This is a genomic window from Actinomadura sp. ATCC 39365, from assembly GCF_054392275.1.
Genome location: NZ_CP184335.1, coordinates 2,521,019 through 2,541,148, shown reverse-complemented (window position 1 = coordinate 2,541,148; position 20,130 = coordinate 2,521,019). Strand labels below are relative to the sequence as shown.

Genomic DNA, 20,130 nt, shown 5'->3' with positions numbered 1-20,130 from the left:
ATCAGCCGAGCCGCTGCCCCAGCCGCCCGTACGCCTCCAGCACCAGGTCCCAGAAGCCCTTCACGTCCACGGACGTCGCCACCAGCGCGTTCGCCTGCCGCCCGCGCAGGTCGAAGTCGGTGACGGTCATCCCCCGCGTGTACGTCCCGGCGGTCTCCACGTTCACCACGGCCGGCACGCAGGTGAACAGCGACGGGTCCAGCACGTACGCCACCGCGCAGGCGTCGTGGATGGCCGGGCCGCCCTCGGCCGTCACCACGCCGTAGAACTGCGCGGCGGGCACCAGCAGCTCCGACAGCCGGCCGAGCGGCCGCATGCGGTCGAGCACGTCCGCGGTGACCAGGGCGGACAGGGTCACGTCGAGGCCGAGCTGGCGTACCTGCCAGCCGGCCTCGAAGACGATCGCCGCGGCCTCGGGGTCGGCCAGCATGTTGAACTCGGCCGCCGGGTTGTGGTTCCCGCGGGTGTACGAGCCACCCATGATCACCAGCTCCCGGGCCCACTCCACGACGCGGGGCTCGCGGCGTACGGCGAGCGCGATGTTGGTCAGCGGGCCCACCGCGACCAGCGTGATCTCGCCCGGCGCGGCACGCAGGGCGTCCACGATGAAGTCCACCGCGTGGCCCTCGGACAGGGCGCGCACGGGGGCGGGCAGGACGACGTCGCCGAGACCGGTGTCGCCGTGGACGTGGCCGGCGCGGACCGTGCGGTGCAGCAGGGCGCCCGCGCTGCCGGGTGTGACCGGCACGTCGCCGAGGTCGAGGAACTCCCTGAGCGCCAGCGCGTTCGCGGTGGTCAGCTCCAGGTCGACGTTGCCGCCCACGGTGGTGACGCCCACGATGTCGAGGTCGGGGGAGCCGGCGGCGAGGGCCAGGGCGAGCGCGTCGTCGATGCCGGGGTCGCAGTCGATGAGAACTTTCTTCACACCACAGGACAATACGCATGACCGATGGCAGACGGGACAGCGCCGGGGTCGGCTGCGGGCATGGATCGGGACACGGACCGGGGCACGGGTCCGGGCATGGATCGGGGCCGGGCAGTTCCCCCAAATCTGCCCGGCCCCGATCGGTGGCGGTCCAGGCCGACGTCTTCCCCCAAAAACGTCGGCGGTCCCGCACTCGCGGACCGCGGTCCCCCTCCGCGTCCGCATCGGTGAAGGTCTGTTGTGGCCTCTCGACCTGCTACAACGCTACCGAGACGAATGCAACGGTCGCGTCATAACGGGGTCGAATAAGCGTTTAATCCGACTAGGGAAGCTCCAATCGAACCTCCGTACCGTCCTGCAACGATCTGCTCACCGTGCAGTACTTGTCGTGCACCCGCCCGGCCACCGCCCTGAAGACCTCGTCGGCCTCCTCCGAGGGCAGCTCCACGTCGTAGGTGACCGTCACCGGCCCGAGCTTGTTCGGCTCGACCTTCTCCGACTCCACCGTCATGGCCAGGCGCACCAGCCGGTGCCCGCGCTTGGCCGTGAGCGGCTCGACGGTCACGATGTTGCAGCCGCCCACCGCCGCGAGCAGCAGCTCGACCGGGGTGAACACGCCCTCGTCGTCGCCGCCGCCGATCTTCACCTCGGCGCCGCGGGCGTTCGTGGCCCGGAAACCGCCGTCTTCTGTCCGCTCAACACGCACGTTAGCCATGTTTCAGACCTTACTCAGAAAGCTCTCATGTTCTTTCAGCATCGTCGTAGACATGGCTAGTGAGGTGAATGCGAGTCACGGTCCCATCCTCTTCTGGTGCGGGGTCGCGGTCGCCGAGTTCGGCGCGATCCAGCCCGGGTTCGGCTACCCCTGGCGGCCCACCGCGTACGCCGCCGCGGCGTTGCTCGTCGCGCTCGGCTTCGCCATCGTCAAGGCCGCCGATCTGCTCCGCACCGAACAGGCCAGGCAGCGGCTGCGGCTCGGCGGCTACCTGGCCGGCGCGCTGCTGGTGGCCCACGAGCTGAGCTCCACCGCGTACGTGACGGAACTCAGCCGCGTCGGTTCGCTCCTGCTGTACGCGATGGCGGCGGTCATGGCGGTCCGCAGCCACACGGTCGTCCCCGAGACCAGGGGCAGAGTGCTGATCGCGTCCGGCATGGACCCGGAGACCCTGCGCGCCCAGCTGACCGGCGGCACCGGGACGGACACCGTGGCGGTCTACCGGGCCGAGCGCGCCACCAGCGAGCTGCGCGACCTGGAGGCCAGGTACGGCCTCATCCTCGTCACCGGCGCCGAGCACGACCCGAGGGCCAAGGAGCGCATCAGCGCCTCCGGACTCAGCCGCGAGATCCCCGACATCGCCGAGCGCGAGGTGGTCGTCGAGGGCCCGCGCCCGTTCACCCGGTACGTCGGCGGCGCGTTGTCACGCCTGGCGATCCCGAGGTCACAGGTGCGTTTCAAACTAGGGCAAAAGGTTTAGCCCCACGTTACGGCCGACGTGAGAGCGTGGGCAGCGGACAAGGAGGCCAGGTGACGATTTTCCCCGGAAGCGCCCGTGTCGACACGGTCATGGGCATGCCCGTCAGCGTGGACATCCGCACGGCTCTGCCGGCCCGAGAGCTCACCCCCTGCTCGACGACGCCTTCTCCTGGTTGCGCTGGGTGGCCGACACCTTCAGCCCGGCCAAGGAGGACAGTCAGATCTGGCGCCTGAACCACGGCCTGACCATCAGGCAGATCCCCGAGCTCGTCGAGGTCCTGCACCGCTGCGAGGAGCTGGGCGAGGCGACCGGCGGCTGGTTCGAGCACCGGATCAACGGCGTGATCGACCCCTCCGGCTACATCAAGGGCTGGGCCCTGGAACGCCTGTCGCGGGCGCTGTGCAACGCGGGCGCCGGTGACCACCGCATCAACGCGGGCGGCGACATCAGGGTGCGCGGCTCGGCCGCCCCGGGCAAGCCGTGGCGCGTCGGCATCCGCGACCCGCACACCGACGTCGTCAGGAAGGCGCTGTTCGCCCACGACCTCGGCATCGCCACCTCGGGCGGCGCGGCCGTGGTGGACCCGCGCACCGGGGAGCGCCAGCAGACGCTCGGCTCGGTCACCGTGATCGGCCCCGACCTCGGCGTGGCCGACGCCTACGCCACCGCCATGTACGCCATGGGCCCCACCCTGGCCAGGCGGTTCGCGACCGACCTGGCCGAGGCCGGCGCGTACGACACCATGATCGTGCTCCGGGACGGCCAGGAGGTCAGCACGCCGGGCATCTCGGGCATCGCCGCGGGGGCGCGCCTGGCCGGCTGAGCACGGCTCAGGCGTCGGGATGATCCCGCAGGTATTCCAGGTAGATCGGGCGCAACGCCTCGCCCAGCTCACCCTCGCCCGCCGCGAGCGCGTCGCTGAGCAGCGCGGACACCCGGCTGAGGTCGTTGGCGGTCTCACTCTCGTGACCGCTCGCGGCCTCGGCGGCCGGGATCACCTTCAGCAGGTTCCACAGGAAGCCCAGATCCCCATGGCGTACGGCGTACCGCACCGCTCGGTCGTGCAACTCCGCCGCGGGCAACGAATCAAGACCATTAGCGTCCATCCCGCTCCCTTTCCCGACATGAGTCACAGGTAACCGCCGCCACCACGCGTGATCGACCGGCTTCGCGCCGTCGATGTATCGCGCCGGCGATCGCGAAGTGGGAGGATCAACCAGCGTGAGATTCATCATCAGAACCGTGGCCGCGGCCGCCGCCCTCTGGGTCGCCATCCAGCTCCTCGACGGCATCCGGATCACCGCCCCGGAGAACTCGGCCAAGTACTGGGGTGTGCTGCTCCTCGTGGCCCTGATCTTCGGTGTCGTCAACGCCATCGTGAAGCCGATCGTCAAGGCGCTGGGCTGCGCGGTCATCGTGCTGACCCTCGGGTTGTTCCTCCTCGTCATCAACGCGGGCATGCTGCTGCTGACGAGCTGGATCGCCGGCCAGTTCGACATCCCCTTCCACGTCGACAACTTCTACCCGGCCGCCTTCTGGGGCGCGATCATCATCAGCGTGGTCAGCTGGCTGCTCGGCCTGTTCATCCCCGACAACGACTGACCCCCTCCCATGCAGCTCAACGGCGCCGGCCTGACCTGCGCCCAGGTACACGAAGCCGCCCACGGCCGGGCCCGGGTCACGATCGGTCCCCTCGATCGTGCCCGGGCCTCGTGGGCCACCGCCCAGGGGCTGACCGGCCCCGTCTACGGCCGCAGCACGGGCGTGGGCGCCAACCGGGACGTCCGGCTCGACTCCCCCGGCCTCGGCCTGCTGCGCAGTCACGCCTGCGGAGCGGGTCCCCTGGTGGCGGCCGAACGCGCGCGGGCCATGCTCGTCGTACGGCTCAACCAGCTCATGGCGGGCGGCTCGGGCATCGACCCGGCCGTGCTGCCCGTCCTGGCCGAGGCGGTCGCGGGCGGGTTTACGCCGCCGGTCCGCACGTACGGCGCGATCGGCACCGGCGACCTGACCGCGCTCGCCACCACGGCCCTGTGCCTGCTGGGCGAGGTGCCCTGGCGGCGGGCGGGCGAGGAGACGGCCGGGCCGCGCTTCGCGCTCGCCTCCGGCGACGCGCTGCCCTTCATCAGCTCGGGCGCGGCCACGCTGGCCGACGCCGCGCTGGCCTGCCACCGGCTGGGCGCTCTGCTGGAGGCGGCGGTCGAGGTGGCCGCCCTGTCCTTCACCGCGGTCGACGCCTCCGCCGAGCCGCTGGCCGCCGCCGTCCAGGAGGCCAGGCCGCATCCGGGCCAGTCGCGCGTGGCCGGACGCCTGCGCGGCCTGCTCACCCACGAGCTGGCCACCCGCGTCCAGGACCCGTACGGCTACCGCGCCTTCGCGCAGGTGCACGGCGCGGCCGTGGACGCGTTGGAGCGTGCCACCGCCACCGTCGAGACCGACCTGAACGCCGCCACCGAGAACCCGCTCATCACCGGCACCCTGGCCTGGCACAACGGCAACTTCCACTCGGCTCCGGTGGCCCCGGCCCTCGACGCGCTGCGCGCCGCGCTGGCCCAGACCGCCCAGCTCAGCACCGCCCGCCTGGCCACCCTCATGAACCCGGCCTACACCGGGCAGCTGCCCTTCCTGGCCGACCGGCCGGGCGCCTCCGGCCTGATGATCCTGGAGTACGTGGCCCAGGACGCCCTGGCCGAGCTGCGCCACCTCGCGGCCCCCGTGACGACCGGGACCGCGGTGATCTCGCTGGGCACCGAGGACCACGCCGGTTTCGCCACCCAGGCCGCCCGCCACGCGCTGCGCTGCCTCGAACCGCTGGAGATCGTGCTGGCCTGCGAGCGCGCCGCCGCCGTGCGGGCCCGCAAGGGGGCACGACCCGACGGGCAGCTCACCGACGAGCTGGACGAGGCGCGGGCGGCGCTTGCGCGACCGAGCCACGCTCCCTGAGCGTCGGCTCCTGGACCACGCGGCGGCGGCGGGTGCCGCCGTCGGCCGCGGCCGCGATGAGGCGCACCGCGGCCCTGACGATGCCGTCGATGTCCCAGTCGACGGTGGTCAGGCCGGGGGTGAGCAGCCCCGACATGGGATGGTCGTCGTAGCCCATGACCGACACGTCGCCGGGGATGGACAGGCCCAGCTCCTTGGCCGCGGCGTAGACGCCGTAGGCGATGGAGTCGGCGAAGCAGAAGACCGCACCCGGCCTGGACGTGGAGAGGATCTCGTGGGCCGCCGAGGTGGCCGCCGCCAGGTCGTGGGGGGCCGTGACGACCTCGATGTCGAGCCCCAGCCGGTCGGCCTCGGCCAGGACGTGCACGTCGGCCGGACGGTCGGGGGTGCTGGCCTGGGTGGGCGTGAGCACGGCCACCCGGCGGTGCCCGAGGCCGGCCAGGTGTTCCAGGGCCAGCGTGACGCCCCGGCGGTTGTCGAAGACGACCTCGCCCGCCGTGCCCGCCAGCGAGTCGCCGATCGCGACGACGGGCAGCGACTCGCACAGCTCGGCCCAGAACGGCGCGGCCGGGTCGACCGGCTGCACGATCATGCCGTCGACGCGCTGGTCGCGGAGCTGCTGGGCGAGCACGCGCTCGCGGTCGGGGTCGCCGACCGCGTCGAGGATCAGGGCATAGCGGTCTTTCTCCCGCAGGCCCCTGCTGATGCCGACCGCCAGCGACTGCTGCCACAGGTCTTCGAGCGAGCCGCAGAGCAGGCCGATCATGCCCGTGCGGCCGCTGGCCAGGGCCCTGGCGATGGGGTCGGCCTCGTAGCCGAGCTCGGCGGCGGCGGCGCGCACGCGCTCCATCGTCTCCTCCGAGACCTGCATGCCGCGCAGCGCATAGGAGACGGCCGCCGGAGACAGACCGGTCGCGCGGGCCACTTCCCGAATCGTCGCTCTCTTCCGCGGCATCCCGCCAGCCTATTGCCTGCCACCGACAGAAGCCGGGTTCCCGCACGGGCTCGCGGGCTTTCTTGGCCCGCCCTCGACGTGCGAACCGTTGACAAAAGGGACAGTGAAGCGTTTCACTGAACCGTATCAGTGAAACGGTTCACCTGCTTGATTTCGCAGTACACTTCGTTTACCTGTAATCTCAGTAGGAAATAGAGGGAGGTGTGATCGTGAGCATCGACGTGCACCAGCATCTGTGGACGGACTCGTTCGTCGCCGCGCTGCGCGCTCGCACCGTCCCGCCCCGGCTCGACGGCTGGACGCTGCTGCTCGACGGCGAGCCGCCGTACGAGGTGAACCCGGCCGACCACGAGCACCGGGACACGACGGGGCTCGACCTGGCGCTGGTGTCGATGTCGAGCCCGCTGGGCGTGGAGTTCCTGCCGCCGGAGGAGGCCTGGCCGCTGATCGACGCCTACCACGAGGGCGCGCTCGGGCTGGGCGAGCCGTTCGGGGTGTGGGCGGCGACCTGTCACAGCGAGCCCGATCCGGAGCGGCTGGCCAAGGACCTCGACCGGGGGCCGGCCGGGCTGCAGATCCCGGCCACCGCCGTACCGGACGACCGGCTGCTCGACGTGCTCACCGAGCGGGACCTGCCGCTGTTCGTGCATCCGGGGCCGGCCGCCGTGCCGCCGCCGCCGGGGGCGCCGCCGTGGTGGCCGGCGCTGGTGCCGTACGTGCAGCAGATGCACGCGGCCTGGCACCACTTCCACTTCGTGGTCCGGCCCCGGCATCCTCGGCTGCGAGTGTGCTTCGCGCTGCTGGCCGGGCTCGCGCCGTTGCACTCCGAACGGCTCATCGCCCGTGGCGGCACCGGGCGTGGCCTGGTCGATCCCGGTTTCTACGTGGAGACGTCCTCGTACGGGCCGCGTGCCATCGACGCGATCGTCCGCGAGCTGGGCGTGGACGTCGTCGTCAACGGCTCCGACGCACCGTACGCCACCGCCCCCGACCCCGGCCTCGGCACCGCCGCCCGCCACGCCATCCAATCCACCAACCCCCGCCGCCTCCTGGGCCTCCCCCACCCATGAACCCGCGAGGGAGCGCCGGTGCCTGGAGGAGCGGCGGGAGCGCAGCGACCAGAGCGGGGGAAGGCGCCGGCACACAGGCGACCGAGCCGCCTCACGCAGTGAGGCCATTAAACGCGCGAGGGAGCGCCGGTGCCTGGAGGAGCGGCGGGAGCGCAGCGACCAGAGCGGGGGAAGGCGCCGGCACACAGGCGACCGAGCCGCCTCACGGAGTGAGGCAATCAGATACAGCGCCCGCCTCACGGAGTGAGGCCATTAGATGCAGAAGGGAGACTCGTACGTGAGTGACATCCAGATCCAGGGCGGGGGCGTGTGTGCCGGGCTGCCGGAGCGCACGCTCGACCGGCGCGAGCTGCGCGACCTGGTCGACGAGCTGGCCGCCAACCCGCAGGAGTGGCGTGAGATGGTCGACTTCCCGGCCGACGGCGGGCGGCACTACGCCTCCCTGTACCGGGACGCCTACGTGGACGTCTGGGTGCTGTGCTGGCGTCCCGAGGACGACACGGGCTGGCACGACCACGACATCTCCTCGGGCGCGGTGCACGTCGTGCAGGGGGCGTTGCAGGAGTGCAACCCGCGCATCGGCGGCGAGCACCTGGAGACCGTGGTGCCCGCCGGGCAGTCGTTCTCGTTCGGCCCCGACCACATCCACCGGCTCGGCGGCGCGGAGGGCGAGAGCGTCTCGATCCACGCGTACTCGCCGCCGTTGTGGCGGCTCGGCCAGTACTCCATCGACGACAGCGGCGTCATGCGCCGGGTGTCGGTGAGCTACGCCGACGAGCTGCGTCCTATGGACGAGCCGGTCGCTGTGGCCTGAGCACGCAGCAGCTCCCGCACGCCTCGACGTCGGGCAGGGTGATCCACAGGCAGCACGTCCTGCGGAAGTAGCCGTCGTCGGCGGGCTCGACCAGCCCGTCGACCGGGCTGCCGAGCTCGGCGAGCAGGGCCATGTAGTCGCCCTTGACGATGCAGGTCAGCGGATGGGCGAACGCCTCGGCGGTCGAGCCCCACAACGTGCGCTCGCCGACCTTGGCGAGCGCGCTGATGGCCTTGACCAGCGGCTGCTGCGCCTCGGCCAGCGACTCGCGGATGGGTTCGACGCCGGTGCCCCAGCTCACGCGGCTGGCGGCGATCGTCACGCCGGCGTCGGAGACCTTGAAGTAGGTGTCGGCCAGCCGCATGACGGGGATGCGGCCGTCGAGGGCCCAGCCGAGCGCCATGGGCAGGCTGTGCCAGTAGCCGAAGGTCTTCCAGAACAGCGCCGCGCCGACGTGCCGGGGCGCGTTCCAGCGCGCCGCCGTCTGCCCGACCAGGCCCTCCAACAGCGTGTACGGCTCCCGCAGCAGGTCGGCGGCGGCCGTCCAGCTCTCGTCGGGGTCGATCACGAGCCCTGGCTCGACCCCGATGACACCGCCCCGGCCGTCGGCCAGACGCTGGAGAGCCTCGGTCAGCACGCTCGGATCCCTTCTACAGGTTAGCCTTACCTAAGGTAGCAGGGCGTCCGGCGAACCATCCAGCCACCAGCTGGGCCCCGAGGACCCCCAGGCCGACCGTCAGCGGCACGGTCCAGCCGCCCGAGACCTCCCTCAGGTAGCCGAACAGCAGGGGGCCCAGGGCGGCCACGACGTACCCCACCGACTGGGCCACGGCCGACAGCGCGGTCACGCCGGCCGGATCGGCCGGGCGCAAGGCGATGATCAGCAGCGCCAGCGCGAACGAGGCCCCCTGGCCGATGCCGAGCACGATCATCCACAACCACGGCACGGTGGCCGGGGCCAGCAGCACGCCGAGGTAGCCGAGCACGGTCAGCACGCCGGCGCCCACCACGTACGGCACCTGCGAGGCCCGGCGGCCGGCCAGCACCGGCACCGCGAGCGAGGTCGCGACCTGGACCAGGTTCGTCAGGCTGAGCAGGTAGCCGGCCTGGTCGGCGGGCAGGCCGGCGTCGAGGAAGATGGTCGGCAGCCAGGCCAGCATGACGTAGAAGGTGAGCGACTGCAGGCCCATGAGCGCGGTCACGTACCAGGTGACGCGGCTGCGCAGGACGGCGCCGAACGGTCTCGGGCCGCCCTGCTCGGCGGGCCCGCCCCGGACCGCCTGCGGCAGCCAGAGCAGGGCCGCGAGCACGGCGGGCACGGCGAGCAGCGCCGAGACGCCGCGCCAGTCGAAGCCGGTGGCCCGCTCCAGCGGGATCACCAGGGCCGAGGCCCCGGCCGCGCCGGCCACCACGGCCGCGACGTAGACGCCGGTGAACAGGTTGACGCGGGTGGGGAAGTGCTGCTTGACGATGCCGGGCATGGAGACGTTCATGACGGCGATGGCGGTCGCGGCCAGCGCCGAGCCCAGGTAGAGCATCGGAACGCCGTCGAGCCCGCGCAGGCACTCGCCCGCCGCCACCACGAGCAGGCCGGCCAGCAGTGTTCTGTCCAGGCCGATGCGCCGCGCGAGCAGCGGGGTCAGCGGGCCGAACACGCCCAGGCAGACCACCATGACGGTGGTGATCGCGCCGCCGCCCGACGGCGACAGCCCCAGGTCTTTCATGATCTCGTCGAGGAGCGGTGACAGGCCCGCGATGGCGGGCCTCAGGTTGAGCGCGGCCAGCACGAACCCGGCCACCAGCAAGGCGTGACGCAACGGCATAGGGAACCTACTCTGGCACAGGCGTCTGACAACGTTGTCCGCCCGGGTGGAGTAGGACATGATCCATGCGTGAGACCGACGATGAAGGACGTCGCGTCGGCGGCGGGCGTGGCGCTCAAGACCGTCTCGCGCGTGGTCAACGGCGAGCCCGGCGTCCATCCGGCCACCGCCGAGCGGGTGCGGGCGGCCATCGACCGGCTTGGCTACAGCCGCAACGAGAGCGCCCGGGTCCTGCGCACGGGCATGACCGCCACCATCGGGCTGGTCATCGAAGACGTCGCCGACCCCTTCTACGCCGGTCTCAGCCGGGCCGTCGAGGACGTCGTCATCGACCACGGCTGCCTGCTGCTCAGCGGGTCCTCGGGCGAGGAGCCGGGACGGGAGCGCGAGCTGGTCGAGACGTTCTGCGCACGCAGGGTGGACGGGCTGATCGTCGTCCCGGCCGGCGACGACCACGCCTACCTGCGGGGCGAGCTGGAGGCCGGCACGCCCGTGGTGTTCGCCGACCGGCCGCCCGAGCCGGGGATCGACGTGGACACCGTGCTCGCCGACAACGCGGGCGGGGCCGAGCAGGCCGTCCGGCACCTGCTCACGCACGGGCACCACAGGATCGCCTTCCTGGGGGACGATCCGGCGATCTACACCGCGGCGCGGCGGCTGGCGGGTTACCGGCGGGCGCTCGGCGGGCTGTTCGACCCGCGGCTGGTGGCGATGCGCCCGCCGTCGCTCGACGACGTACGGGCCGACCTGCGGCGCATGCTCGCCCTGGACGCGCCGCCGACCGCGCTGTTCACCGGGAACGGGCGGCTCACGGTGACCGCGTTGCGGGCCCTGGAGGGGCGGCGGCTCGCGCTGGTGGGGTTCGACGACTTCGAGCTGGCCGACCTGCTGCGGCCGGGGGTGAGCGTGGTGGCGCAGGATCCGGCCTGGATGGGCCGGGTGGCCGCCGAGCTGCTGTTCCGCCGCCTGCGCGGTGACGGCGGGCCGCCGGAGCACGTCGAACTGCCCGTGCGTCTCATCCCGCGGGGCTCCGGGGAGCTTCCGGCGACCTGACCGCACCGGGCGCCCCGACCGTGCCGGAGGAACTGACCGCGCCGGAGGAACCGGCGGCACCGGAAGAACCAGAAGAACAGGAAGAACCAGAGGAACCGGAGGGCTTGGAAGGGCGCAGGGGCCCGATCAGGGCCAGGGCGACCAGGACGCCCGCCGCGCCCGCCGCGACGATCGCGGCCCCCGGCCCGATCGTCTCGCCCAGCGCGCCGACCAGCGCCGCCCCGGCCGCCTGCCCCGTCATCAGCCCCGCCGACTGCAGCCCGAACGCCTGCCCGCGCCCCTCCTCGGGCACCGCGTCCACGAACCGCCGCTGCAACCCGAGCTGGTACGACAGCCCCGCGGCAGCGCACGCGGCCAGCACCGCGGCCCACCCCGCGCCCGGCCCGAGCGCGAACCCCAGCCACGGCACCCCGAGCAGCACGGCGAGCGGCGCCGACAGCCGCTCCCGCAGCGGCGGCGCGGCGAACCTGCCCACGCTGAACTCCCCCGCCGCCATCCCGGCCGCCGCCGCGGCGAGCACCATGCCCGCCCGCCCCTCACCGCCCAGGTACGGCACGATCATCGCCTCCGCCCCGGCCAGGCACATCGTCGGCAGCCAGCCGGCCAGCAGCAGGCCGCGCACCCGCCGGTCGGCCAGCAGCGACCGGTTCACCCGCATCGTCTGCCGCACGGCCCCCGTCCCGCCGCTCCCGGCGGCGGCGCGGGCGGGACGGTCGGGCAGGCCGAACCGCAGGACCACCGCGCCCACAGCCGACAGCGCGGCGGTGGCGGCCAGCGCGCCGGGCGCCCCGGCGAAGGCCAGGAACGCGCCGCCGGCCGCGAGCCCGCCGACCTGGGAGGCCGCCGAGGCGATCCCGAGCACCGACCGGCCGAGCACGAACGCGTCCCCCGGCAGGACGTCCGGCAGCGCGGCCGACCTGGCCGCGCCGAACACCGGCGAGAACAGCCCGCTGACCAGCACCAGCGCCAGCATCCCCCACACCGGCAGCCCGGCGTAGGCGAGCAGCAGGCACACCGCCGCCCTGACCAGCTCGCCGGTCACCATCAGCGCCCGGGGCCGCAGCCGGTCGGCCAGCGACAGCAGGAACATGCCGCCCACGATGTACGGCAGCCACCCCGCCATGTACGCCGCCGCCGACAACCCCGGAGAGCCCGTCCGCGCGTACACCAGCACGGACAGGGCCAGCATCTTGATCGATTCCCCGGTGATCAGCAGCGCGAAGCTGCCGAACAGCACCCGGAACTCCTTGACCGCGAACACGTCGCCGTACGTCGCCGCTCTCACACCCCCGATGCTGCTGAACCGGCTCCCGACCAGGCCATGGTTTCGGATATAACCGAAAGATGGCACTGAGGATCCAGGTGACCCCGCAGGACCTGGTGGCCAGCAGGTTCGCGATCTCCCCGCTGATCGAGACCATGCACGCCCACTGGACGCTCGACGGCAGGAACGAGCCGGGCGTGCACCGCCGGTGGGTGGAGCGGTGGCGCGGCCCGTACCTGGACCTGGTGCGACGGCATCCGGCGCTGCGCGCGCTGGCGGCGATCAGCGGCAACAAGGGCGACGCGAACGTCGACTTCATCGCCCCGCCGCCGGCCGGGATGAGCGTGCCGTTCGAGACCGAGCTGGCCTCGATGCGAAGGACCCCGGTCCGCCAGGCGCACGAGGAGATCGCCGGGGTGCTGGCGGGGCTGCCGCCGGTGCCGGGGCCGGTCCGGGACCTGCTGTTCTCGCCCCGGGTGGTGGAGGTGCTGGCCGACGCGTACGAGGCGCTGTGGCGGGAGATCATCTCGCTGGACTGGCAGCGGTTCCACACGATCCTCGAACGCGACGTGATCCAGCGGGCCGGGCGCCTGGCCGCCTACGGCTGGGCCGCCGCCCTCGACGACCTGAGCGACCAGGTGCGCTGGCGTCCGGACGGGCACATCGAGGTGCGCCTGCACACCCGCCACGGCCTCCACGTGCTGGGCGGCGGGGGCCTGCTGTTCGTGCCGACCGCCTTCTCCGGCACGGTCGGCGTGTACCTGGAGGCGGCCTGGCCCAACGCGCTGGTCTACCCGGCCCGCGGCACCGGCGCCGCGGTCGGCGTGCCGGACGGCGACCTGGCGCTGCTGATCGGCCGCACCAGGGCACGCGTCCTCACCGAGCTGGCCGTGCCCGCGACGACCACCCACCTGGCCGCCCTGCTCGGCCAGAGCCTCGGCGCGACCGGCGGGCACCTGGCCGTCCTGCGCAGGACGGGCCTGGTCGTGGGCACCCGCACCGGCCGTTCCGTCCTGTACGCCCGTACGCCGTTGGGCGACGCGCTGGCCGGCCGGTCACCGGCGTAGCGGGCCGTCCCGCGTCAGCCCTTCAGCGCGCCCGCCATCAGGCCGCGCATGAAGAACCGGCCGAGCAGCACGTAGATCAGCATGGTCGGGATCGAGGCCAGGATGGCCGCGGCCATCTGCTGGCTGTAGGGGGTGGCCTGGGCCCCGGCGATGTTGTTGAGCATGACGGTGGTCGGCCAGCTCTGGGGCCCGGTGATGAAGACGGCGAACAGGAAGTCGTTCCACAGGGAGGTGAACTGCCAGATGATCACCACCGCGATCGCGGGCCACGACACCGGCAGCACGACCGACCAGTACGCGCGCAGCATCCCAGCCCCGTCCACCCGCGCGGCCTCGATCAGCTCGTCGGGGATCGTGACGTAGTAGTTGCGGAAGATCAGCGTGCAGATGGGGATGCCGTACACGACGTGCGCGAGCACCAGGCCCGGGATGCCGCCGTAGAAGACGCCCTGCAGCCCGGTCTGCTCGTTCAGCCAGACCATGAGCTTGACCAGCGGGATCATCACGCCCTGGTAGGGGATGAACATGCCGAACAGGAACAGCGTGAACAGCACGTCCGCGCCGGGGAAGCGCCATTTGGACAGCACGTAGCCGTTCATCGACCCGAACGCGCACGACAGCAGCGATCCGGGGACGGCCAGCAGCACGCTGTTCCACAGGCCGGGGGCCAGCTTCTCCCAGGCCACCCGCCACGCCTCGGTGGTCCACGTCTTCGGCAGGTTCCACGCCTGGCCGGGGTCGGCCTCGGTGAGCGGCTTGAAGCTGGTGGCCAGCAGCACGTAGATCGGCACGAGGACGACGACCACCAGGGCGAGCAGCAGGCAGAACCGCACGACCCCGAACCCGGTCCTGCGCCGGGCCGCGACGGCCGTCATGGCCTGCGCTCCTTGCGCACCGACCAGATCAGGTACGGGATCACGAAGACCGCCACGCTGAGCACGATGTACGAGGCGATCGTGGCCCCCTTCGCCGGGTCGTGCGAGTCGTAGACCGCCACCCACATGAACACCGCGGGCACGTCGGTGATGATCTGCTTGCCGGACACCGCCACGATGAGGTCGAAGACCTTGAGCGAGATGTGTCCCAGGATGATCAGCGCCGACAGGGTGACCGGCCTGAGCATGGGCAGCACCACGTGCCGGTAGACGCCCCACTCGCCGGCGCCGTCCACCCGCGCGGCCTCGCGCAGCTCCTCGGGGACGCCGCGGAAGCCCGCCAGGAACAACGCCATGACATATCCGGACATCTGCCAGATTGCTGGGAGCGCCATCGCGGCCATCCCCCAGTCCGGATCCCTGAACCACTGCCACTGCGGCAGCCCGATCGCGTCGAACAGCCGGTTCAGGCCGACCGCCCGCTCGCCCGTCCCGGAGTTCATCAGCCACCGCCACACGATGCCGGTCGCGACGAACGACACGGCCATCGGGAACAGGTAGATCGCCCGGAACGTGCCCTCCCCCCAGATCCCCTTCTCCATGAGGAACGCAAGGAACCAGCCCAGCACCAGCGCCCCCGCCACGAACGCGATCGTGAACACGATCGCGTGGTCGACCGACAGGCGCCAGCGCGCCTGGTCCCAGATGTCGACGAAGTTCTTCAGCCCCACGAACGTGCCCTCGGACACCTCATCGTGCTGGTCCGTCATGGCCAGGCGGAAGTTCCAGCCCAGCATGCCGTACACGAACACGCCGATCGCCACGATCGACGGCGCGACGAGGAGGAGTCCGGGCAGCCAGGTGCGTGCCCGCCTCACAACCGTTTCCCTTCGCGCGGGTACGGCGGGAGCTCCCCGCCGTACCCGCATGCGTCACTGAGCGTTGGCCTTGGCCGCGTCGGCCAGGCCCTGCTGCAGGCCCTTGACGTCCTTGCTGCCGATGAACAGCCCGACCGCCTCGTTGATCGAGGCCAGCCACGGCTGGCTCACCGAGACGCCGTGCTGGATGGAGCCGGCCAGCTTGTTGCCCGACCAGTCCTTCAGCGCGTCGGCCAGGTAGTCGGTGTAGAGCGACTGGTCGGCGTCCTTGCGGGCGGGGATGGAGCCCTTCTTGGGGTTGAAGGCGTCCTGCCCCTCCTTGCTCGCCGCGACCTTCAGCCACGCCACGGCCCCGTCCCGGTTCTTGGCGCCCTTGGGCAGGGTGAAGCTGTCCGACAGCCACATGTAGGTGCCCTCGGTGCCGGGCGCGGGCGCCCAGTCGAAGTCCGTCTTGGACGTCTTGCCGAGGCCGCCCTCCGGCGGGTTGTGGAAGTAGCCGTAGGCCCAGTCGCCCATGATGTTGAACGCCGCCTCGCCGTCGGCCACCTGCTTGGCGGCGGGCTGCCAGTCGTCCTGCGGATCGCCCGCGTACGACATGATCTTGGCGTAGTTCTCCAGCGCCTTCGTCATCTGCGGGCCGCTCCAGTCGGCGCCCGGCTTGAACAGCGCGTTGTAGGCGTCGGTGCCGAGCGAGCCGAGCAGCACGTTCTCCAGCAGGTGGGTGGCGGTCCACTCCGAGCCGACGGAGATCGGGATCTTGCCCTTGGCCTTGACCTTCTCCAGGTCGGCGATGAACTCCTCGATCGTCTTGGGCGCGGCCGCGATGCCGGCGTCCTTGAGCACCTTGGGGTTGAACCACAGGACGTTCGACCGGTGGATGTTGACCGGCACCGAGTAGATCTTGCCCTCGACGCCGATCTGCTCGACGAGCTGGGCGGGGAAGACGTCCTTGAGCTTCAGCTCGTCGTACAGGAACGTCAGGTCCTCCAGGTTGCCCGCCTTGATGTAGCCCTGCAACTCGGCGCCGGCGTGCCCCTGGAACGTGTCGGGCGGCGTGCCGGCCTGCAACTTCGACTGCAACAGCGCCTTGGCCTTGTCACCCGAGCCGCCCGCCACGGCGGCGTCGAAGAACGTGTAGTTCGGGTTCTTGTCCTCGAATATCTTCTTCATCGCCTGGAGGCCGTCGGCCTCACCGGGGCCAGTCCACCAGGAGAAGACCTCCACCTGCTTCTTGCCGCCGCTCGACGAACCCGGCTCAGAAGTCCGGCCGCCGCTGCCTCCGCCGCAGCCCGCCAGGCCCAGAACGCCCGCCATCGTGATCGAGACGGCCGCTAACCACCGTCGCATCGCACACCATTCCCTTCGCGATCCCCCGAAGTTGGTGACCTTTGACAACGTTGTCAACAACGGCTATCAACCCACTTCGCGCGCGCCGACGTCAAGGGCGGAGCAGGTAACAGGTCCGCATACTCAGCCGACGCGCTCCAGCGTGCCGGCCGGCCCGGTGAGCACGGTGACGCCCGCGTCGTAGCCGGATCCGGGCAGGTCACCGCGGCCCGCGGCCACGACCAGCGCGCCCTTGGACACGGCCAGGCCGACCAGGGCGGGCAGGTCGGCGCCGTCGCCGGGCGGCCACGTGCACAGCACGACGTCGGACTCCACCAGGCCGATGGGCACGTCGAGCTCGGCCATCCTGGCCAGCAGGTCGGCGTGCGTGAGCCGGGCGCCGCCGGGCAGCGCCAGCGCGTCCTGGCGCTTGGCGTCGAGGGCGGGCAGCGCGGTGGGCTCCAGCACGAGCAGGCCGCGGAAGTCGATCGTGTCGAGCGCCGGGCCCAGCGAGACCACCTGGCGCACGCGGGAGCCGTCGGCCGCCGCGATCGCCGTCTCCGCCAGGTCGGGGGTGGTGATCAGCATGCGGGCGTCGCACTCGCGCAGCAGCGCCGCCACCTCCTCGGCGCCGAGCCCCGCACCGATCGGCGCGGCCACCCCGCCCGCCGCCAGCACGGTGTGCAGGGCCACCGTCTGGGTGCCGGTCGTGGAGACGTGCACCCCCACCACCTGGTCGCGGCGCGCTCCCTGCGCACCAGCCCGGACGCCGCCCTGGTCACCTCGGTCACCAGGCTGCGGTAGCCGTAGACGTGGCCGCCGCGCAGATCGATGAGCGCCGGCCGCTCGCCCCGCTCGTAGGCCCGGCAGAACACCTCGTGGATCACGGTGCCGGAGGACGAGGCGGACGGCGTCATGCCCGTCAACGTACGGTCGCCCGCGCGCCGGCCGCATCCACCGATCTATGTAGAGCGGTGTGCATTTCCCCAGCCCAGGGCCGAGGTGGGCGGGCCCGAGCCCTGCGCGACTCGAGCCCGCTGTCACGCGCCCTGGAACCGGGCCCCCACCCCTCCGAGAAGGCCCGGCTCCGTCGGGACGCGTGACGTCCCTCGGTCGATCGGCCGCCGCGGCCCCCGGCGCGAGGACGGGAAGCGCGGGGCGCGGTCGATCACACGCAGAACGGTAGGCGCTCGGACGGGGGCGGCACATGCGCTGACATGGCCATTCGACGATGTAAGCGCCGGGCGGCGGCGATGTGTAGAGAACCCGCCGGGATCAGCGTCCGCCGATCACCCATGCGGCAATCTGTGTACGTGTGGAGAAGCCCAGCTTGCCGAGGATGTTGGCGACGTGCCGCGCGGCGGTGGCCGGGCTGATCACCAGTTCGTCGGCGATGGCCCGGTTGCTCAGCCCGCGGGCCACCAGCTCGGCGATCTCGCGTTCCCTGGCCGTCAGCCTGCTGTCCTGGGCGGCGGGGACGACCGGCGCGGCCGGCAGCTCGGGCAACGGGCCGCCGAGCGCGCACGAGACCGCCTGGTCGGCCGTCATCGCCAGGCCCTCGGCCCACAGCAGCGCCACCAGGGCCTCGCCGAGCCGGTCGCGGGCGGGGGCCAGCAGCTCTTCGGTGCGGGCGTCGGGGCGGCGGTCGCGCAGTCCCAGGGAGGCGGCGGCCAGCAGGACCGCGCGCCGGTCGTCGCCCTCGGCCGCGACCAGGCGCGCCCAGGCCGCCAGCCGCCGGGCGATGCTGTCGCGCAGGCCCGCGTCGCGGCTGAGCACCAGCGCCTCGGTGAGCCGGGCGCGCGCCTCGGCCAGGTCGCCCTCGTCCAGCGCGACGCGGCCGAGCCCGGCCAGGCAGCTCACGATCTGCTGCCGGGCGTCGATGTGCCGCAGCAGGCGCAGGCCGGCCTCGTAGTGCCGCCGGGCGCCCAGCCGGTCGCCGGTGCGCCGGGCGATCTGGGCCAGGCCGACGTGCCCGTAGGACTGGCCGAGGTGGTTGTCCAGCCGTTCGCTCAGCGACAGGACCTCCTCGAACGCGCGCCGCGCCTCGTGCAGGCGGCCGGCCCGCAGGCCGAAGTCGGCCCGGGTGCCCTGGGCGAGCGACTCCAGGATCGGGTCGCCGCGCCGCCGCGCCGCCTCCAGGGCCGGGGTCAGGGGCTCCTGGTCGCCGGTCGCCTGGGCCAGCATGATCAGGCCCACGGCCTCGCCGTAGGCGTCCTGGGCGTCGACGCACAGCGCCAGCCCGATCTGTACGCACCGCGCCGCGAGCCCCGTCTCGCCGGCCGCGAGCGCCAGCTCACCGCGCAGGATCATCGCCTGCCCGCGTAAACCCTCGGGCACGTCGGGGGCGTCGAGCGCGAGCAGCCGGTCGAGCCGTTCGGCGATGTCCAGCCGCCGCCCGCTGGCCATGAGCAGGTAGCGCACGTCGGTCAGCAGCTGCAGGGCGGTCTGCGGCGACCCGCTCGCCACGGCCCAGTCGCAGGCCGCGCCCACCTCGGCCTTGAGCCCGTCGAACAGGTTGACGAAGCGCTCGACCACGGGCCACGACGTGCGCGTGCCCGGCGCGAGGACGTCCTTGAACCGGCCGGCCAGCCCGGCGAGCGCGGCCAGATGCGCGCGGCGCAGCGCCGCCTCCTCGCCGGACTCCGCGAGCTGCTCCAGCGCGTATTCGCGGACGGTCTCCAGCAGCCGGTAGCGGGCCTGGCCGGCGACCTCGCCGTCGAGCACGACCAGCGACTTGTCCACCAGGTCGCACAGGCGCGGCAGCACGTCCTCCTCGGGCAGGCCGGTGCCGGCGCACACCGCTTCGGCCAGGTCGAGCGTCCAGCAGGAGCGGAAGGCCGCCACGCGGCGCAGCAGCAGGCGTTCCTGGGGGCTGAGCAGACGGTAGCTCCAGTCGACGGCGGCGCGCAGCGTACGGTGCCTGGCGTGGGCCGTACGGGCGCCGCCCGCCAGCACCCTGAACCGGTCGTCGAGCCGCTCGACGAGTTGCCTGACCGACAACACCCGCACCATGGCGGCGGCCAGCTCGAGCGCCAGCGGCAGCCCGTCGAGCGCCTGGCACAGCTCGATCGCCAGTGGCAGCGTCTCCTCGTTCAGCTCGAAGCCAGGACGCGCGGCGGTGGCCCTGGTCACGAACAGGCGCACGGCCTCGCTCTCCTCGCCGACGAGTGAGAGCGGCGGCACCCGCCAGACCGTCTCGCCCGGCACCCGCAGCGGCTCGCGGCTGGTGGCCAGCACGGTGAGCCGCGGGCAGGCGCCGAGCAGGTCGCGGCAGAGCTCGGCGCACTCGCCGACCACCGGCTCGCAGTTGTCCAGGACGAGCAGCACCCGGCGGCCGCCGATGGTGTCCGCCAGATCCTCGGCGATGCCGAGCGCGGCGCAGACCCGCTCCCGCAGCTCGCCCTTCTCCACGTCGGCCAGCTCGACCAGCCACACGCCGTCGGGGTGCTCGGCGGCGACCCGGGCGGCCAGGCGCAGGGCCAGGCGCGTCTTGCCGATGCCCCCCGCGCCGCACAGCGTCACCACGCGCGAGACGCGGCCGAGGTGGGCCAGCTCATCGAGATCGGACTCCCGGCCCACGAACTGGTTGGGCTCGGCCGGCAGGTTGCGGAAATCGGCGGTTCGCAGCATCACTGTGAGTGTGGCATCAACTACCGTTCGCG

General features: G+C 72.4%; 20 protein-coding genes. 8 read left to right on the top strand and 12 right to left on the bottom strand.

The window, feature by feature from the left end; genetic code table 11:
- Position 1 precedes the first annotated feature (1 nt).
- Together ACNF49_RS12765 and ACNF49_RS12760 are read right to left on the bottom strand one after the other, a co-directional pair.
- Entirely contained in the window at positions 2–925 is a 924-nt protein-coding gene (locus ACNF49_RS12765) for a nucleoside hydrolase (RefSeq protein ID WP_357972926.1), read from the bottom strand.
- 322 nt (positions 926–1,247) lie between these two features.
- Positions 1,248–1,640, bottom strand: a complete 393-nt coding sequence (locus tag ACNF49_RS12760; protein ID WP_352319472.1) for an OsmC family protein — start codon at positions 1,638–1,640, stop codon at positions 1,248–1,250.
- A gap of 52 nt (positions 1,641–1,692) precedes the next feature.
- On the opposite strand from ACNF49_RS12760, the gene ACNF49_RS12755 reads away from it, so the two are divergent.
- The gene (locus ACNF49_RS12755) at positions 1,693–2,400 is read left to right on the top strand and encodes a ferredoxin reductase domain-containing protein (protein ID WP_482943770.1); all 708 of its coding nucleotides are present in this window, start codon (positions 1,693–1,695) and stop codon (positions 2,398–2,400) included.
- Positions 2,401–2,581: 181 nt separating this feature from the next.
- Positions 2,582–3,223: an FAD:protein FMN transferase gene (locus ACNF49_RS12750; RefSeq protein WP_482943769.1), complete on the top strand. Its 642-nt coding sequence runs from the start codon at positions 2,582–2,584 to the stop codon at positions 3,221–3,223.
- A 7-nt stretch (positions 3,224–3,230) separates the two neighbouring features.
- Here ACNF49_RS12750 and ACNF49_RS12745 read toward each other — a convergent pair whose 3' ends face one another.
- Positions 3,231–3,506 carry a hypothetical protein gene (locus tag ACNF49_RS12745; RefSeq protein ID WP_352319467.1) on the bottom strand — a complete coding sequence of 92 codons (276 nt, stop codon included), beginning with the start codon at positions 3,504–3,506 and terminating at the stop codon, positions 3,231–3,233.
- 115 nt (positions 3,507–3,621) lie between these two features.
- Between ACNF49_RS12745 and ACNF49_RS12740 the strand changes: the two genes are divergently transcribed.
- Together ACNF49_RS12740 and ACNF49_RS12735 are read left to right on the top strand one after the other, a co-directional pair.
- A complete protein-coding gene (locus ACNF49_RS12740; RefSeq protein WP_357972936.1) occupies positions 3,622–4,002 on the top strand; it encodes a phage holin family protein in 381 nt (126 codons plus the stop codon).
- Positions 4,003–4,011: 9 nt separating this feature from the next.
- Complete coding sequence (locus tag ACNF49_RS12735; protein WP_482943768.1) at positions 4,012–5,343, top strand: aromatic amino acid lyase; 1,332 nt, start codon at positions 4,012–4,014, stop codon at positions 5,341–5,343.
- Here ACNF49_RS12735 and ACNF49_RS12730 read toward each other — a convergent pair.
- Entirely contained in the window at positions 5,285–6,268 is a 984-nt protein-coding gene (locus ACNF49_RS12730) for a LacI family DNA-binding transcriptional regulator (protein ID WP_352352106.1), read from the bottom strand. The two genes, ACNF49_RS12735 and ACNF49_RS12730, sit on opposite strands and share 59 nt — an antisense overlap.
- Before the next feature lie 239 nt (positions 6,269–6,507).
- Here ACNF49_RS12730 and ACNF49_RS12725 point away from each other — a divergent pair, with 239 nt between their 5' ends.
- Complete coding sequence (locus ACNF49_RS12725; RefSeq protein WP_482943767.1) at positions 6,508–7,368, top strand: amidohydrolase family protein; 861 nt, start codon at positions 6,508–6,510, stop codon at positions 7,366–7,368.
- A gap of 277 nt (positions 7,369–7,645) precedes the next feature.
- On the top strand, positions 7,646–8,182 hold the full coding sequence (locus ACNF49_RS12720; RefSeq protein ID WP_357972945.1) for a cysteine dioxygenase: 537 nt from the start codon (positions 7,646–7,648) through the stop codon (positions 8,180–8,182).
- Here the strand turns inward: ACNF49_RS12720 and ACNF49_RS12715 are convergent.
- Positions 8,154–8,819, bottom strand: a complete 666-nt coding sequence (locus ACNF49_RS12715; protein ID WP_357972948.1) for a hypothetical protein — start codon at positions 8,817–8,819, stop codon at positions 8,154–8,156. The two genes, ACNF49_RS12720 and ACNF49_RS12715, sit on opposite strands and share 29 nt — an antisense overlap.
- Positions 8,820–8,832: 13 nt before the next feature.
- Positions 8,833–9,999 carry a CynX/NimT family MFS transporter gene (locus tag ACNF49_RS12710; RefSeq protein ID WP_482943766.1) on the bottom strand — a complete coding sequence of 389 codons (1,167 nt, stop codon included), beginning with the start codon at positions 9,997–9,999 and terminating at the stop codon, positions 8,833–8,835.
- A 75-nt stretch (positions 10,000–10,074) separates the two neighbouring features.
- Here ACNF49_RS12710 and ACNF49_RS12705 point away from each other — a divergent pair, with 75 nt between their 5' ends.
- Positions 10,075–11,058 carry a LacI family DNA-binding transcriptional regulator gene (locus ACNF49_RS12705; protein ID WP_482943765.1) on the top strand — a complete coding sequence of 328 codons (984 nt, stop codon included), beginning with the start codon at positions 10,075–10,077 and terminating at the stop codon, positions 11,056–11,058.
- Here the strand turns inward: ACNF49_RS12705 and ACNF49_RS12700 are convergent.
- Positions 11,021–12,343: an MFS transporter gene (locus ACNF49_RS12700; RefSeq protein WP_482943764.1), complete on the bottom strand. Its 1,323-nt coding sequence runs from the start codon at positions 12,341–12,343 to the stop codon at positions 11,021–11,023. The two genes, ACNF49_RS12705 and ACNF49_RS12700, sit on opposite strands and share 38 nt — an antisense overlap.
- Before the next feature lie 59 nt (positions 12,344–12,402).
- Between ACNF49_RS12700 and ACNF49_RS12695 the strand changes: the two genes are divergently transcribed.
- The gene (locus ACNF49_RS12695) at positions 12,403–13,389 is read left to right on the top strand and encodes an ArsR/SmtB family transcription factor (RefSeq protein WP_482943763.1); all 987 of its coding nucleotides are present in this window, start codon (positions 12,403–12,405) and stop codon (positions 13,387–13,389) included.
- Positions 13,390–13,403: 14 nt separating this feature from the next.
- On the opposite strand, the gene ACNF49_RS12690 is transcribed toward ACNF49_RS12695, so the two are convergent.
- From ACNF49_RS12690 to ACNF49_RS12670, 5 genes are all read right to left on the bottom strand, one after another.
- The gene (locus tag ACNF49_RS12690) at positions 13,404–14,264 is read right to left on the bottom strand and encodes a carbohydrate ABC transporter permease (protein ID WP_482943762.1); all 861 of its coding nucleotides are present in this window, start codon (positions 14,262–14,264) and stop codon (positions 13,404–13,406) included.
- Positions 14,261–15,142: a carbohydrate ABC transporter permease gene (locus tag ACNF49_RS12685; protein WP_357972963.1), complete on the bottom strand. Its 882-nt coding sequence runs from the start codon at positions 15,140–15,142 to the stop codon at positions 14,261–14,263. Before ACNF49_RS12685 ends, ACNF49_RS12690 begins: the two co-directional genes overlap by 4 nt.
- Positions 15,143–15,196: 54 nt before the next feature.
- Positions 15,197–16,489: an ABC transporter substrate-binding protein gene (locus ACNF49_RS12680; protein ID WP_482943761.1), complete on the bottom strand. Its 1,293-nt coding sequence runs from the start codon at positions 16,487–16,489 to the stop codon at positions 15,197–15,199.
- Between the two features lie 123 nt (positions 16,490–16,612).
- Complete coding sequence (locus ACNF49_RS12675; RefSeq protein ID WP_498702348.1) at positions 16,613–17,422, bottom strand: AMP-binding protein; 810 nt, start codon at positions 17,420–17,422, stop codon at positions 16,613–16,615.
- Between the two features lie 321 nt (positions 17,423–17,743).
- Positions 17,744–20,098 carry an ATP-binding protein gene (locus tag ACNF49_RS12670; RefSeq protein ID WP_482943759.1) on the bottom strand — a complete coding sequence of 785 codons (2,355 nt, stop codon included), beginning with the start codon at positions 20,096–20,098 and terminating at the stop codon, positions 17,744–17,746.
- Positions 20,099–20,130: the final 32 nt, after the last annotated feature.